13 protein-coding genes are annotated in these 15177 nt (G+C 71.7%); 8 read left to right on the top strand and 5 right to left on the bottom strand.

The annotated features are described in order from the left end of the window. Window positions 1-14: 14 nt before the first annotated feature. Window positions 15-1490, bottom strand: a complete 1476-nt coding sequence (locus tag ABLE68_RS06625; protein WP_348870523.1) for an FAD-binding protein — start codon at window positions 1488-1490, stop codon at window positions 15-17. Window positions 1491-1597: 107 nt separating this feature from the next. Between ABLE68_RS06625 and ABLE68_RS06620 the strand changes: the two genes are divergently transcribed. After that, the gene (locus ABLE68_RS06620; protein WP_348870522.1) at window positions 1598-3103 is read left to right on the top strand and encodes a potassium/proton antiporter; all 1506 of its coding nucleotides are present in this window, start codon (window positions 1598-1600) and stop codon (window positions 3101-3103) included. Between the two features lie 15 nt (window positions 3104-3118). Here ABLE68_RS06620 and ABLE68_RS06615 read toward each other — a convergent pair whose 3' ends face one another. The 3 genes from ABLE68_RS06615 to ABLE68_RS06605 are packed head-to-tail and all read right to left on the bottom strand — an operon-like array spanning window position 3119 to window position 4144. After that, window positions 3119-3622, bottom strand: a complete 504-nt coding sequence (locus ABLE68_RS06615; protein WP_348870521.1) for a LytR C-terminal domain-containing protein — start codon at window positions 3620-3622, stop codon at window positions 3119-3121. After that, complete coding sequence (locus ABLE68_RS06610; protein WP_348870520.1) at window positions 3622-3918, bottom strand: type II toxin-antitoxin system VapB family antitoxin; 297 nt, start codon at window positions 3916-3918, stop codon at window positions 3622-3624. Before ABLE68_RS06610 ends, ABLE68_RS06615 begins: the two co-directional genes overlap by 1 nt. A gap of 52 nt (window positions 3919-3970) precedes the next feature. Beyond that, window positions 3971-4144, bottom strand: coding sequence for a hypothetical protein (locus ABLE68_RS06605; protein WP_348870519.1), 174 nt, complete (start codon window positions 4142-4144; stop codon window positions 3971-3973). A 182-nt stretch (window positions 4145-4326) separates the two neighbouring features. On the opposite strand from ABLE68_RS06605, the gene ABLE68_RS06600 reads away from it, so the two are divergent. After that, on the top strand, window positions 4327-4776 hold the full coding sequence (locus ABLE68_RS06600; RefSeq protein ID WP_348870518.1) for a nuclear transport factor 2 family protein: 450 nt from the start codon (window positions 4327-4329) through the stop codon (window positions 4774-4776). 158 nt (window positions 4777-4934) lie between these two features. Here ABLE68_RS06600 and eccCa read toward each other — a convergent pair whose 3' ends face one another. Beyond that, on the bottom strand, window positions 4935-8909 hold the full coding sequence (eccCa, locus tag ABLE68_RS06595; protein WP_348870517.1) for a type VII secretion protein EccCa: 3975 nt from the start codon (window positions 8907-8909) through the stop codon (window positions 4935-4937). A gap of 87 nt (window positions 8910-8996) precedes the next feature. Between eccCa and ABLE68_RS06590 the strand changes: the two genes are divergently transcribed. From ABLE68_RS06590 to ABLE68_RS06565, 6 genes are all read left to right on the top strand, one after another. Beyond that, window positions 8997-10367, top strand: coding sequence for a hypothetical protein (locus ABLE68_RS06590; protein WP_348870516.1), 1371 nt, complete (start codon window positions 8997-8999; stop codon window positions 10365-10367). A gap of 159 nt (window positions 10368-10526) precedes the next feature. Beyond that, the gene (locus ABLE68_RS06585) at window positions 10527-10826 is read left to right on the top strand and encodes a WXG100 family type VII secretion target (protein WP_348870515.1); all 300 of its coding nucleotides are present in this window, start codon (window positions 10527-10529) and stop codon (window positions 10824-10826) included. A 19-nt stretch (window positions 10827-10845) separates the two neighbouring features. Next, window positions 10846-11151, top strand: coding sequence for a WXG100 family type VII secretion target (locus tag ABLE68_RS06580; protein WP_348870514.1), 306 nt, complete (start codon window positions 10846-10848; stop codon window positions 11149-11151). Then, window positions 11126-12496, top strand: a complete 1371-nt coding sequence (gene eccD / locus ABLE68_RS06575; RefSeq protein ID WP_348870513.1) for a type VII secretion integral membrane protein EccD — start codon at window positions 11126-11128, stop codon at window positions 12494-12496. The genes ABLE68_RS06580 and eccD overlap by 26 nt, the downstream gene beginning before the upstream one ends. Window positions 12497-12505: 9 nt before the next feature. Further along, complete coding sequence (locus ABLE68_RS06570; protein ID WP_348870512.1) at window positions 12506-13927, top strand: type VII secretion protein EccB; 1422 nt, start codon at window positions 12506-12508, stop codon at window positions 13925-13927. Beyond that, window positions 13918-15159, top strand: coding sequence for a S8 family peptidase (locus ABLE68_RS06565; RefSeq protein WP_348870511.1), 1242 nt, complete (start codon window positions 13918-13920; stop codon window positions 15157-15159). The genes ABLE68_RS06570 and ABLE68_RS06565 overlap by 10 nt, the downstream gene beginning before the upstream one ends. Window positions 15160-15177 lie beyond the last annotated feature (18 nt).

The raw sequence follows: 15177 nt of genomic DNA, 5'->3' as shown, positions 1-15177 counted from the left end.
CCATGAATACCCGGTTAACCGGGTATTCCTGCGGCGTGCCGACCAGCCCGGCGCCCGAAGAACGACCCCTCGCCGAGCTGGGTGCCGGAGCAGTAGCCCTTGCCGTCCTGGGCGATGTTGGACGCACACGCCCCGGCGGCGTACAGGCCCGGGATGACCGAGCCGTCGGCACGCAGCGCCTCGGCGTCGACCGACGTGCGGATGCCGCCGAGGGTGAAGCCGGCGTAGATCGCCTTGCCGAGCCGCAGGTCGAAGACCGCCCACGGCCCGGTGGCCTGGGGTGCGAGCCACTCGGCACCCTTGTGGAAGTCGAGGTCTTCGCCCGCCGCGGCCATCTCGTTGTAGCGCTCCAGCGTCTTCGCGACCGATCCTGCCGGCAGCCCCAACGAGGTCTCCAGCTCCTCGATCGTCTCGAAGCCGTCGATCAGCGGCACCAGCGGGAACTTGGGGTACTCCACGTGCTCGCTGTCGACGATGAGGTACGCCGTGTGGTCCGGCTGCTCCATCACGAACTGCGACGTCCGCGAGTGGTAGCAGTCCTCGGCCACGAACCGTTCCCCGGACGAGTTGACCAGGAAGCCGGTCATCAGCGCCGACGGCGGGTAGAAGGGCGCGGTGATGAACGGCTCCTCCATGTGCTTGAGCTCCGCGCCGACCGACGCACCGAGCCGGATGCCCAGGCCGTCGTCGTACGTCGAGCCGAGCGTGAAGGGCTTCTCGGCCAGCGACGGCGTGTACTCCGCGACCATGTCCGGGTTCATCACGAAGCCGCCCGCAGCGACGATGACGGCCGACGCGGCGATCAGGCCGGTCTGCTCGAAGGACTTCCACCCCACGCCGACGACAGCGCCGTCGGCGACCACGAGGTTCGTCACCCCGGTCTCGTAGCGGACCTCGACGCCCGCTTCCTCGACCCGCGCGCGCAGCAGGTCCATCACCATCTTGGTGCCCTCGGTGTCACCCGGCACCGGCACCTTGTGGCCCCGCGGCGCGGGCACCGCCTCCTGCTTGAACGGCCACACCTTCTCGTTGCCGGTGAACATCAGCCCCTGGGTGCCCGGCTGGATCACTGCCTTCTCGGGGTAGTAGGAGCGCTCGAACTCGAAGCCCAGCGCCTCGAGCCAGTCGAAGTGCTCGACCGAGTCGTCGCAGTAGACGCGGATCTTGTCGTGCTCGGGCTCCTTCGAGACCGCGACGAGGTACTTGTACATCTCGTCGGCGGAGTCCTCGTGGCCGGTCGCGACCTGCACCGCGGTGCCGCCGCCGAGGTAGAAGTGGCCGCCCGACATCGAGGAGGTGCCGCCGTGGACGGCCGCCTTCTCGAGCAGCAGCACCCGCGCACCGGCCCGGGCCGCCTCCAGCGCGGCGCACCCGCCGGCGATGCCGAAACCGACCACGACGACGTCGTACGACGGGGTGTCGTCGGCCAGCACGCTGGCGTCGAGGACCTCGGGGATGGCCAGGCCGTGGGCGGTACCGCTGGAGCTCATGGCGCAAATCTAGAACAAGTTCCAATTCCATGGGAGGCGACCCGGTCAACGGGCCGTCCCGCCACCGATAGACTGCGTTCCCGCCCCGACGATCGCCGAGGTGAACCGTGTCGTTCAACGTCCATCAGCTCGACACGTTCGTGCTGGTGGGCTCCGCGGTCACCCTCCTCGCCATCTTGGCGGTGCGCGTCTCCTCCCGCGCGGGACTGCCGAGCCTGCTGATCTACCTCCTCATGGGTGTCGCCCTCGGTGAGAAGGGCCTCGGCATCCACTTCGAGAACGCCGAGGTCGCCCACTCGCTCGGCTTCCTCGCGCTCGCGATCATCCTGGCCGAGGGTGGTCTGTCGACGCCGTGGCGCGAGATGCGGCCGGTGATCCGGCTCGGGCTGTCGCTCGCGACGATCGGCGTCGCGGTCTCGGTCGCCGTGGTCGCGGTCGCCGCGCACTTCCTGCTCGGGCTCTCGTGGGAGCTCTCGGTGCTGCTCGGCGCGCTCACGTCGCCGACCGACGCCGCAGCGGTGTTCTCGGTGCTGCGCGTCGTGCCGTTGCCGCGCAAGCTCACCGGCACCCTCGAGGCCGAGTCCGGCCTGAACGACGCCCCGACGGTCGTGCTGGTGACGTTGGTGTCCTCCGGAGCAGCGACGGAGCACGGCGTCCTCGCCGTCTTCGGGATCATTGCCTACGAGCTCGTGATCGGCACGGTGATCGGGCTCGGGGTCGGATTCGGTGGCGCCTGGCTGATGCGCCGCGCCGCGCTGCCGTCGTCCGGCCTCTACCCGCTGGCCGTGCTGACGCTCGCCTTCCTGGCGTACGGCGCGTCCGCGTTCGTCCACGGCTCCGGCTTCGCCGCCGTCTACGTCTGCGCGCTCGTGCTCGGCAACAAGGAGCTCCCGCACCGGGCGGCGACCCGCTCGTTCGCGGAGGGCGTCGCCTGGCTCGCCCAGATCGGGCTGTTCGTGATGCTCGGGCTGCTGCTCTCGCCGGGCCGGATCTCGCTCTCGACGATCGGCCTCGCGATCGCGGCCGGGCTCATCCTCACCCTGCTCGCGCGACCGCTGTCGGTGCTCGTCAGCTCGGTCGTGCAGCCACTGCCCTGGCGCGAGCTGGGCTTCATCTCCTGGGCCGGACTCCGGGGCGCGGTCCCCATCGTGCTGGCGACGATCCCGCTCGCCGAGGGTGTCGAGGACGCGACCAAGCTCTTCGACATCGTGTTCGTGATGGTCGTCATCTACACGGTGCTGACCGGTCCGACCCTGCCGATGGTCGCGCGCGTGCTCAAGGTGGCGCGCCGCTCCGAGCCCCGCGGGCTGGAGATGGAGGCTGCCCCGCTCGAGCGGATCGCCGCCGACCTCCTGCAGGTCACGATCAGCCCCGTCTCCCAGATGCACGGGGTCGAGGTGGGCGAGCTCCGGCTGCCGGCGGGCTCGTCGGTGTCGATGGTGATCCGCGAAGGCAGGTCGTTGGTGCCGGAGCGGCGTACCGTCCTGCGCCACGGCGACGACCTCCTGGTCGTGACCCCGCGCAAGCAGCGCGAGCAGACCGAGGAGCGGCTGCGCCAGGTGAGCGCCCACGGCCGGCTCGCCCAGTGGCTCGGCGAGCCGCCACGGCACTGACCGAGCAGCGACCGGTCAGTCGACGGGTGGGCTGCAGATCTGGCTGTCGGCGGCGGCGGTGATCGCGCGCCGTCCCTTGACGAGGTCGGTGAAGTCGTCGCCGACGACGACGGTGACCCCGGCGCCCTGCCCCGGCTTGTCCACGATGTCCACGTCGGGCCCGAGCCGGCTCGCGACCAGCAGCACCGCCGGGTTGTCGGGCTCCTGGGTCCAGATCGCGACGTCGCTGACCTTGCCGTCCGGGGCGTTGCCGCTCTTGCCCTCGGCGAAGCCGGCGTCGGTGAGCAGCTGCATGGTGCGCCCCGCCAGGCCCTCGCGGTCGCCGGCGTTGTAGACGCTGACGGTGACCTGCTCGGGGAAGACCTTGTCCCCTGCGGCGACGGAGGTGTCGACGCAGATCGGGCTGTCCACCTTCCCCGGGAGCGGCTTGGTCGTGGCGTGCCAGCCCCAGACGGCGGCCACGGCGAGGAGCACGCACAGCACGGCGATCGTCACGGCCGTCCGGGCGCCGCGGGTCATCACACCTCCAGCACGTGGACGCGAGCGTGCAGCACGTTGCGCTGCTGCAGGGCGGCGCGCAGCGCGCGGTGCAGTCCGTCCTCGAGGTAGAGCTCGCCGTGCCACTCGATCACGTGGGCGAACAGGTCGCCGTAGAACGTCGAGTCCTCGTCGAGCAGCGCGGCGAGCTGGAGCGTGTCCTTGGTGGTGACCAGCTGGTCGAGGCGAACCTGACGTGGCGGCACCGCCGCCCAGGCCCGGGAGGACAGCCCGTGATCGGGATAGGGCCTCCCGTCACCGACGCGCTTGAAGATCACGCCGCGACTATAACGACGCCCCGGGTGGCCGGGACCACCCTCGACGGGTGGGTCAGGCGGTCCAGCGCACCGCGTCGTCGAAGTGGTCCGCGAGGGCGTGGACGCCCCGGAGGTCGGTCCGCTCCTCCATGAGCGAGGTGAGCGCCTGAGCGTGGCGCAGCCGGAGCTGGGTCCGCTTCTCCAGCAGCTCGTCGTACGCGATGTCGAAGGTCTTCCGCTCGTCCATGTGTGCCTCCCAAGATCGAGATCCGGTGTGTGGTCGGGTTTCGTCGCGCTGCCACCGGTGGATGGGGCGGCCTCGCACCACCAAGATTGGATCGTTCAGATCGCGGGGAGATTGACCCCACGTTACGAGTGCGTCAAACGTTTCCTGCCGCTCAGGCGAAAACTGGAATACGTTCTAGTTTTGTGGACGACATCACCGCTATCAGCCATCTCAAGTACCGCTACCTGCGCTCCCTCGACACCAAGGCGTGGGACGGGTTCCGGGAGTGCTTCCTCCAGGACGCGACGGGCGACTACAACGGTCTGCTCTTCGAGGACCGCGACACCCTGGTCGACTACATGCGCACCAACCTGGGCGAGGGCTTCCTCACCATGCACCAGGTGCACCACCCCGAGATCGAGGTGGACGGCGACACCGCCACCGGGCACTGGTACCTCCAGGACAAGGTGATCGTCCCGGCCTTCCAGTTCATGCTCGAGGGCGCGGCCTTCTACTCCGATCGCTACGTGCGTACGCCGGACGGCTGGCGGATCGCGCACACGGGCTACCAGCGCACCTTCGAGATCACCTACGACCTCAAGGACCTGCCGGGCACCAAGGTCAACGGCCCGGGCGAGCACACGCACGTCTGAGCGCGCCGCTGCCGAGCTTGCGAGGCGGCGGAGGTCCGTGCCAGGTCGAGTAGACCCGCGGCTGAGGTACGAAGCCGCGACGGACGTATCGAGACCGCAGTCGTGGTCTCGATACGCTCGCTGGCGCTCGCTACTCGACCAACGAACGAACGGTCGACCTACAGAGTCGGCTCGCTCCACGCCGCCTGCACGACCTCGACACCCCGGTCGCGGGTGACCAGTCGCCCGCGTCCGGGGGGTCCGGGCTGCGGCTTCTGGTTGCCGATCAGCGGACCCTCGTCGGGGCTGCCGGCGAGCAGCAGGCCGGGCATCGCCAGGTCGCGCAGCGACTGGATGACCGGTTCGTAGAGGGCCCGCGACGCACCGCCGGAGCGGCGCGCCACGACGAGGTGCAGGCCCACGTCGCGGGCCTGCGCGAGCAGGGGTGCCAGCGCCTGGGCGGGCGAGCTCTGCTGGGTCGCGACCAGGTCGTAGTCGTCGATGAGCACGAACACCTCGGCGCCGGTCCACCAGCTCCGGTTGCGCAGCTGCTCGGGCGTCACGTCGGGGCCGGGGATCCGCCCCTCGAGGTAGGACGCCAGCTCGCTGAGGGCGGGCTGCGCCTGGGTCGCGGAGGTGAGGTAGTTGAGGAGGTACTCCTCCGGGACCTCGCCGAGCATCGAGCGCCTGTAGTCGACGACGACGAGCTGCGCCTCCTTCGGCGAGCGGGTCCGCATCAGCTCCTGGGCGTAGGCGCGGAGGACGGCGCTCTTGCCGGACTGCCCGTCGCCGAAGATCAGCAGGTGCGGCTCGGCGTCGACGTCGAGGCCGACCGCGCCGAGGTCCTTCTCGTTGACGCCGACGAGGAGCCGGCGGTCGTCGGCAGGAGCCAGCTCGCGTACGGCGGCCAGGTCGATCTGCTCGGGCAGCAGCCGCAGCTTGGGGCCGGTCGGTCCCTCCCACGCGGCCGAGATCCGCTTGATCAGGTCGTCGACGCCGTCGCCGAGGGTCTCGGTGTCAGGCGCCCCGTCGATGCGCGGCAGCGCCGAGAGGAAGTGCAGCTTGCTCTGCACCAGGCCGCGGCCCGAGCGACCGGTCGGGACCAGGGCGGCGATCTTGCGGTCGATCTCGGAGTCCATCGGGTCGCCGAGCCGCATCTCGAGGCGGGTGCCGAACAGGTCGCGCATCGCGGCCCGGAAGTCCGCCCAGCGCGCGGCGCCGACCACGACGTGCAGCCCGAAGGTCAGGCCGCGGGTGGCGAGCTGCTGGATCTCGGCCTCGAGGTCGTCGAAGTCGGCGCGCAGGGTGCTCCACCCGTCGACGACGAGGAAGACGTCGCCGTAGCCGTCGTCGACAAGCCCGCCGGCGCGTCGCGTCCGGTAGGTCTCGATCGAGTCGATGCCGTTCGCGCGGAAGTAGGCCTCGCGACGGTCGACGATCCCGCGCACCTCCGCGACGATCCGGCGTACGACGTCGGGCTCGGCGCGGGTGCCGACACCCGCGACGTGGGGCAGGGCGGTGAACGGCGAGAACGTGCCGCCGCCGAAGTCGAGCACGAAGAACTGCGACTCCAACGGGGTGGTCGTCAACGACATGCTCGTGACGACCGTGCGGAGCAGGGTGCTCTTGCCGCTGCGCGGACCACCGACGACCGCCACGTGACCACCGGCGCCGCCGAGGTCGATGGTGAGGGTGTCGCGGCGCTGCTCGCGCGGGCGGTCGACGGTGCCGAGGGGCACGACCAGACCACCGAGGCCGCGCCACTGGGCCGACACGAGCCCGAGCTGCGGGTCGACGGCCAGGTCGGCCATCAGGTCGTCGAGCGTGTCGGGCACGTCGAGCGGCGGCAGCCAGACCTGGTGGGCAGGTGTCCCCTGGCCGGTCATGTGCTGCACGGCGATGTCGAGGAGGGAGTCGGTGTCGTCCGGCGCCTCCACGACGACCGGCTCCGGCTCGGGCTCGACGACCTCCAGGCTCTGCACCTCGGAGATCGTGAAGGGGAGGATGCCGCGCACGTGGCCGCCCTCGTCGCGGCGGACGCGGGTCCGACCGGTCGGCGGGCCGGAGACGTACGCCGCCTTGAAGCGCAGCATCGTCGACGGGTCGGGCTTGAGGTAGCCGAGACCGGGGTCGGCGGGCAGCTCGTAGGCATCGGGTACGCCGAGCACCGACCGCGACTCCGACGCGCTGAACGTGCGCAGGCCGACCCGGTAGGACAGGTGGGACTCGAGGCCGCGGAGCCGGCCCTCCTCCAGCCGCTGCGACGCGAGCAGGAGGTGGAGTCCGAGCGAGCGGCCGAGACGGCCGATCGCGACGAAGAGGTCGATGAACTCCGGCTTGGCGGAAAGCATCTCGGAGAACTCGTCGACGACCAGGAAGAGCGACGGCATCGGCGCGAGGTCCTCGCCGGCGGCGCGGGCCTTCTCGTAGTCGCGGATCGAGGCGAAGTTGCCGGCCTCGCGGAGCAGCTCCTGGCGGCGCACCATCTCGCCCGAGAGGGCGTCCTGCATGCGGTCGACGAGGGTCAGCTCCTGGGCCAGGTTGGTGATCACCGCGGAGACGTGCGGCATCTCCGACATGCCGGCGAAGGTCGCGCCGCCCTTGAAGTCGACGAGCACCATGTTGAGCTGCTCAGGGGAGTGCGTCATCGCCAGGCCGAGCACCAGGGTGCGCAGGAACTCCGACTTGCCCGACCCGGTCGCCCCGATCACCAGACCGTGCGGGCCCATGCCCTGCTGGGCGGACTCCTTGATGTCGAGGTGGACCAGCGAGCCGCCCTCGCCGAGGCCGATCGGCACCCGGAGGCGGTCGCGGGCGGGACGTGGGCGCCAGGCGAGCTCGGGGTCGAAGGAGCGCACGTCGCCGAGGGCGAGCAGCTCCATGAAGTCGCTCGGTCCGGCGATCTCGCCACTGGTCGGGTCGACGACGCCCGAGGCGATCGTGTGCAGGGGGGTCAGCCGCCGCGCGAAGGCCTCCGCCGTCGCGACCGGGCACTGGTCGGCACGCGCCCGGATCGGCTCCTCGCGCAGCCGCAGCGCGAGCACCGGGTAGCGGCCGTCGGTGGCCGGCTCGCCGTCGAACTGGATCCGCAACCGGCTCGCGTCCTCGAGCTCGTCCCAGCGTGCGGGGAGGTCGAGCAGGGTCACGCCGTGCAGGCCGTCGGGTGGGACGACGTGGTTGCCGGGCGGCAGCTCGCCACCGTCGATCACGAGCAGCAGGTGCGGAGTTGCGGGGCGCTCGTCGGCGCCGAACCGGGGCCGCTCGCTCAGGTCGGGCGGGAGCAGTGCGGCCAGGTCGGCCAGCGACGTGGACACCATCCGCATCGGGCCGACGGCGTCCGACTGCTGGGCGCTCTGGGCGTGCGGCAGCCACTTCACCCAGTCCCAGTGCGCGAGGTTCTGCTCCGACGAGAGCACGGCGACCACGAGGTGCTCGGGGGAGTGGAAGGCGGTTGCGGAGCAGATCAGCGACCGGGCCAGGGAACGCGCCGGCTCCTCCGGTCCGCAGACCTCGAGCCGGTCGAAGGCGCGCAGGTCGACCGATGCCGGCAGGTCGGGCTGGAGGCGGTGGACCACCAGGAGCCGGTGGAGGGCCGAGGCCGCGGCCGGGTCGACCTGGTCGATGGGCGTGCTCTCGGGAGGGACCAGCTCCAACGAGAGCGGCTGGGCGCACACGCCGTACCGCACCTGGAGGAAGCCGGGATCGCCCGAGCCGTGCTCCCAGACCCGTGAGCGCTCCTCGGCGAGGGCGGGCAGCGCGGACGGGTCCGGGTGGTGCCAGGTGAGGGCGCGACGCTGCTGGTCGGCGGCGTCACGAGCGATCTTGCGGACGTTGGCGAGGTAGCGGAGGTACTCCGTGCGGGAGCCGGTGACCTGCTGGGCGCGCTGTTTCCGCTGCCGGTCGATCTGGACGATGATGAAGCCGACCGTGGCGAAGAGGAACATGCCCGCCGCGATCAGGCCACGGCCGCCGTTGGTCTTGCCCATCGTGGCGACCAGCACGATCGACCCGAGGCTGCCCAGCATCGGAATCGCGTTCATGAGCACCCCGCTCGCGCCCTCGTTGGGCTCGATCTGCGGGGGTGGCTGGAGAACGATCTGCCCGGTGGGCAGCTCCGGCTCGTCGAGGCGCGCGCCTCGCAGCGTGGTCGTCACGGGGAGGAACTACCCCACTGAGACGAGGTTGACGCCTCTCTTCCTGGGGGAAGGTCCACGTCGTGGTGACCAAGTGGTGAGCGGGTCGTGAGCAGCGGAACCGCCGAGAGCCTGGCCGTGAGCGTCCACGGCCCGCTCGGCGTGCTCGACCTCGTGGTCCCTCCGGGGGCGCTCGCCGCCGACGTCGCCGAGGAGTACGCGCGGCAGGCCGGCCTCTCGTCGGTCCCGACGCTGTGCACGCGGATCGGCGTGGTGCTGACCCCCGACCTCCCGCTGACCCGGGCCGGTGTCGCCTCGGGCGACCTCCTGGTCGCGACCAGCGCGGTCGTGCCGGTCGCCGGTCGTCGCGCCGAGCGCCGCGGCCCTCGGCCCGAGCGCCGGTCCGGCGCCGCTGCAGTCCTGGTCGCCACGCTGGCCGCCGTCTGTGCCGTCGTCGCCGGTTGGTGCGCCTCGACCATGTCCGACGGACCCGAGCGCACAGCGGTCCTCGCCCTGCTCGTGGCGGGTGCCGTGATCGGCGTCCTGCCCGTCGGGAGGTTCGTGCCGCCCCGGCTCATCGCCGCGCCGGCGTTCGCGGCCGGTGCCGCGTTCGCCGTCGCCTGGGATTCGCAGCCCGAGCGGCTGCCGATGGTGATCGGGGTCTGCGCGCTCGCGGCTGCGCTCGCCGCGGCCACCGGTCGCGCGCTCAACCAGGGCGCCGACGAGGCGCTCCAGGTCTGGATCGTCGCGGGCGCCGGGGTATTCGCGATCACGGGACTCTGCACGCTCGGCGGTGCACCGCCACGCCTGACCTGGTCGCTGCTCCTGGTGATCGCCGTCCTCGCGGCCCGGTTCGTCCCGGGCGTCGCGATCGACGTCCCCGACCAGTACCTCCTCGACCTCGAGCGCCTCGCCGTCACCGCCTGGTCCGCCCGCGAGCGGGCCGGCGGCAAGCGCGGTCGCTCCGTCGTACCGCCCTCCGCGGTGTCGGCCGTCGCCACCCGGGGGACCCGCATCGTGACCGCCGCGTCGACCGCCGTCCTGGTCGTCGCCCTGCTCGCCGCTCCGCTGCTGCTCGCGACCGCGACCCTGCCCGTCGACCGGATCGGCGCACGGTGCCTGGTCGGCTTCGCCGGCGCAGCCCTGCTGCTGGCCGCCCGCAGCTACCGGCACCGCGCGGCCCGGTCCCTGTTGCGCGCGGCCGGCCTCGGCTGCTGGGCCGCGCTGCTCGTCGTACTCCTCCGACTGCTCGACGACCAGGGCCGGTGGATCGTCTCGACGTGCGCCGCTGCGCTCGCCGTCGTGGTGGTCCTGGTGGCCGTCGCCACCGGTCGGGGCTGGCGCTCGGCCTGGTGGTCGCGACGAGCCGAGGTCGCCGAAGGACTGTGCGGTGCACTGGCCCTCGCCAGCCTGGTCGTGGCGTCCGGATGGTTCCGCGAGCTGTGGGAGATCGCGAGCCTGTGGGAACTCAGTTCTTGAGGTTTGCGCCACATCGGCCCGGGTAACCGAAGACAGTCCGGCTCGGGGAACGGATCGAGTCGATCACTGGCAGACAACGCTAGGCACACACATCGTTCTCGAGCGGCCTCGGCCGCCACGGGGGAAGGAGTTGGCGACATGTCGCAAGGCGCACCGGAGATGGGACAGGGTGAACACACACTCACCCGCGCAGCCGGCCTCGTGGTCGAGGCCCGTCAGGATTTCGAAGCACTGAGCAAGGCTCTGGAGGGCAAGATCGCAGGCCTCCAGGGCAAGTGGGCCGGAGCGGGCGGGACCGCCTTCTTCTCGCTGCACCAGGCCTGGACCGAGAAGCAGCGCGTGATCACCAACGCCCTCAACGAGTTCGAGGCCTCGCTGACCTCGACCGAGAAGGACAACCTCAACACCGACGAGACCCAGTCGTCGTCCTACAACCGTTTCGCCGGCCGCCTCGGCTGACGCTGACTCGAGACAAGGAATGAGTGACATGACCCTCGACGGACTTCGCGTCAACCACGCCGGCCTCGACACTGCGGCCGAGGACCTCGGCACCGCGGTCAAGCAGATCGACGACCGCCTCAACCGCCTGGAGCAGGAGCTCGCGCCGCTGCGCAGCGACTGGACCGGTAGCGCCCAGCAGTCCTACCAGGTCGCCAAGACCAAGTGGGACACCGCCATGCAGGAGATGAAGGGGCTGCTCGCCGACACCAGCGCGACCGTGCACCAGTCGAACGCCGAGTACAAGGCCGCCGACCAGCGTGGCGCTGCCTCCTTCGACATCTGAGGCACGAGCCGGCGCCTCGGGCCTGGTCCGCGTCACCGTCGCTTCGGGCACCCGCCGGGTGGACCTCGTCCTCCCCGGCGCCGTGCCCGTCGCGGAGCTGGTGCCGGAGCTCGCCCGCAGCGTCGGCCTCCTCGATCCGTCGACCGTCTACGGCGGCTACCGGCTGATCACGGCCGAGGGCCGCGAGCTCGCCATCGATGCGGGCCTGGTGATCCAGGGCATCGAGGACGGCGGGCTGCTCACCGTGGCCGCCGGCGTCGACGACGCTCCGCCGCGCGTCTACGACGACATCGTCGAGGCGATGACCGACGTCGTCGAGCACGACCTCAAGCCGTGGGAACCCGCGTCCGGGCGCCGTACGGCGCTCTGCGCGGCCGGCCTGCTGATGGCCCTCGGCGCCGTCGCACTGCTCATCCAGCGTGGCTCGGTGCTCGCCGGCGTCTCGGCCGTCGTGGTCGCTGCCGCCCTCGTCACCGGCTCGATCGTGCTCTCCCGGGCCCAGCAGGAGCCCGAGGCAGCGGTCGCCGTGGCCTGGATGGGTTCGCTGTACGCCGCGGTCGCGGGCCTGATGCTCGTGACCGACGACCCGTTCTTCGGTCTGCCCATCGCTGCTGCCGGCGGCGGCGCCCTGGCCGCTGGGCTGGTCTGCCTGGTCGGACTCGGCGAGGGTCGCACCCTCGTGCTGCCACCGGTCGTCGTCGGTGCGGTGTTCCTCGCGACCGGCCTGCTGCTGCAGGCCGCCGACTTCGACGCCGCCGTCGTCCTGACCATCGCCCTGGTCCTGGTGGTCATCGTCGGCAGTGTCTTCCCGTGGTTGGCGCTCGGCGTCACCCGCACCTCGGTCGACCAGCTCTACAACGTCGCCGACATCACGGCCGAGCCACGACCCGTCGACCCGGTCCGCGTCGGCGCCGACGCCCGGATCGCCCACGAGATCCTGGTCGCCGTCTCGGCGACCGTCGGGCTGCTGCTCGTGCTGATCGCCCCGCTCGCCGTCTCGCTCGGTGGCGCCGGTGCCGCCCTCGCGGTCATGTGCTGCCTGGTCGTGATGCTGCGCACCCGTCAGTACCGCACCGGCTCCGAGGTCCTCGTCGGCCTGGTGTCGGGCATCGTCGGGCTGCTCTCGACCGCGGTCGCCGCGCTGTGGATCCACCCCGACTGGCGGCCCGGCGTCGCCGTCGCACTGGCTGCGACCGGCGCGGTGCTGCTGGCCGTGACGCTCCTGCCGTCGACCCCGTCGGTGCGTCGCGGTCGCCTCGGTGACGTGGCCGAGAGCGTCGCCCTGCTGTCGCTCCTGCCGCTGCTCGTCGTCGCGGTCGGTGTCTTCTCAGCGATCCGTGGGTAATAGGGCCTCGTGGCCACCAAGAAGGACCTCGTCGAGGCCTACTCGTTCAGTCGGCGCCGACTCGTCACGGCGTTCGTCTCGGGCGCGCCCGGCGGCCGCGAGGTCGAGCCCGCGCGGCCCGGTCGCACCATCGTGGGCGGTCTCGCGCTCGCCGTCCTCCTGGCCGCCGGAGCGGCGATCGCCGGTGTCTTCTCCCCGACCGCGCCCTCGGACTGGAAGAAGCCCGGGCTGATCATCTCCGCTGACACCGGGGCGTCGTACGTCATCCTCGAGGAGAGCGACGACCCCGAGCTCCGCCCCGTCATCAACCCCACCAGCGCCCAGCTGATCCTCGGCCCGGACGCCGATCCCACGATGCTCTCCCAGGACACGATCTCCGGCGAGCAGATCGGCGACGACATCGGCATCCTCGGTGCACCCGCCCTGCCGCCGTCGTCCCAGCTGATCGACTCCGGCTGGACCGCCTGCACGGCCGCCGACCACGGGATCCGGGTCCGGGTCTCGACGACGCCCGACGTCACGCCGACACCCGACCGCGGGCTGACCGTCGAGAGCGAGGGCAAGTACTACGCGATCATCGACTCCGTCGACGACCTGGGTCGCGAGTCGGCGACCGTCTACGCCGTGCCGCCCCAGGGCACGGGCACGCGGGACCAGACCGACAGCCTCCTGCACGCGCTGAACCTGCCGTCCAAGAGCGCTGCCGTCACCGTGCCGCGGGAGTGGCTCAACCTCTTCCCGGTCGGCGCCCCGCTCAACGGGCAGAGCTTCGAGATCGACGGGTTCGGAGATCCTCCGAAGAGTCCGGCGGCGAGCGAGCAGACGGGTGCGGTGATCGGCGACGTGCTGATCGCTCCCGGTGGCGACCAGTACGTCGTGACCAACGGTGGCCCGGCGCCGCTCGCCGGGTTCGCGCAGCTGGTCTACGACAACTCCCTGACCGAGAACGGCAAGCTGCCCGACGTCCACAGGCTCGACGCGGCCCCGGGGGTCGAGTTCGCCGACGACCTGGGCACCGACACCGGCTGGCCGGCCGCGCCTCCGACCGACGAGTTCGTCGGCGACCCCTGTGCCCAGCTCGTCGCCGAGCACGACCAGTCCCCGACGGTCACCCTCGCGCTGCCCGGCGACGAGGCCGGCGTCGGTGCACTCGGCGCGGACCGCAAGGAGCAGGCCGTCGACACCGGCCGTGGGGCCTACGTCCTCTCGGGCAGCTGGAGCGCGACCGACACCGGTTCGCCGTTCGCCATCGACTCGAGCGGCTCGGCCAACCCGCTCCTCGGCAACGCCGCGAGCCAGCTGGGCTACGCGGACTTCCCCGTGGTCGTCGTACCCGACACCTGGGTGAAGCTGTTCGACTGCGGAGTGACGCTCTCCCAGAACGACGCACTGATGCGACCGACCACCCAGGACGGCGACGCATGCACCTGAGGTCGGTGCTCGCGGGGGCGACGGCGTTCGCCCTCGTCGGTCTGACCGGTGCTCCCGCGCAGGCCGTCACGGTCACGTGCGCCGAGAGCAGTCCCGACGGCGGCGGCGAGGCCGGGATCAGCAGCGCGCCGTTCGACCAGCTCGGCCTGGAGCGTGCCCAGCAGCAGGTCGACGACTTCGCGCCCCCGGCCGGAGAGCCGGTCCGCGTCGCGGTGCTCGACTCGGGTGTCGGCGCTGCGAACGCCGACTCGATCCCGGTGAGGAAGACCGTCAGCTACATGCCGCCCGACGCCGACGTCTCCTACTTCCTCGGCACCGAGGTCGCCGGGCTGATCGCCGGTGCCGACGACGGCTCGCGACACGTGGGCTTCGCTCCCGGCACCGAGATCGTCGACGTCCGGACCTACGTCGACCCGACGGCCGACGACAAGGAGCTGAGGCCGACGAGCGGCACCACCGCCCGCGCGCTCCGGTGGGTGGCCCAGAACGCTCGCGACCTCAACATCAAGGTCGCCACCATCGCGTTCCCGGTCAGCAACGGGCCGGGGCTGCGGGCCGCCGTGGAGGAGGCGCAGGCCAAGGACGTCGTCGTCGTCGCGGCGACGGGTGACCGGGTCGCGCCGACCGACGGCACGGAGCCGACGGCGGAGGAGCTGCGGGCCGACGACGCGGCGACCGACTCCTACCCCGCGGCCTTCCCCCACGTGGTGGCGGTCAACTCGACCGGTGACGGCTACCCGGACGACCCGATGAGCATCGTGCGCGCCAACTCGCGGACGACGGTCGCTGCCCCGACGTACCACGGCGTCTCGTACGGCCTCAGCGGCAGCTCGTGCGCGGTCGACCCGATCTCGACCGGCGCCGCGGCTGCGGAGGTCAGTGGCGTGGTGGCGCTGCTGTGGCAGATGTACCGCCACGACTCCGCGAAGCAGATCATCGCCCGCCTGGTGAACACCGCCAACGGCACCACCGACGACCCGACCCCGCTCACCGGCGCGGGCGTCGTCCAGCCCTACGAGGCGCTGACCCGCCCGCTCGATCCCGGCGCGAAGGGCGACGTGGAGCGGACCGTGACCCAGGCCGACGTCCACCCCGAGGCGACCGCCCCGGTGCCCGCGCCCGACGTCCTGGCCGAGACCCGCGACGACGCGGTCTGGTGGGGCCTCATCGGCGGCGGCCTGCTCGTGGTCGCGCTGCTGCTCCGGCCGGTGCTGGCGCGGCGTCGATCCTGAAATCACGAACGGCGCCGC

This window comes from Nocardioides pollutisoli, from assembly GCF_040045055.1.
GTDB lineage: Bacteria > Actinomycetota > Actinomycetes > Propionibacteriales > Nocardioidaceae > Nocardioides > Nocardioides tweenelious.
Note: the sequence above shows the minus strand (reverse complement) of the source record. Positions and strands in the feature narration are given on the sequence as shown.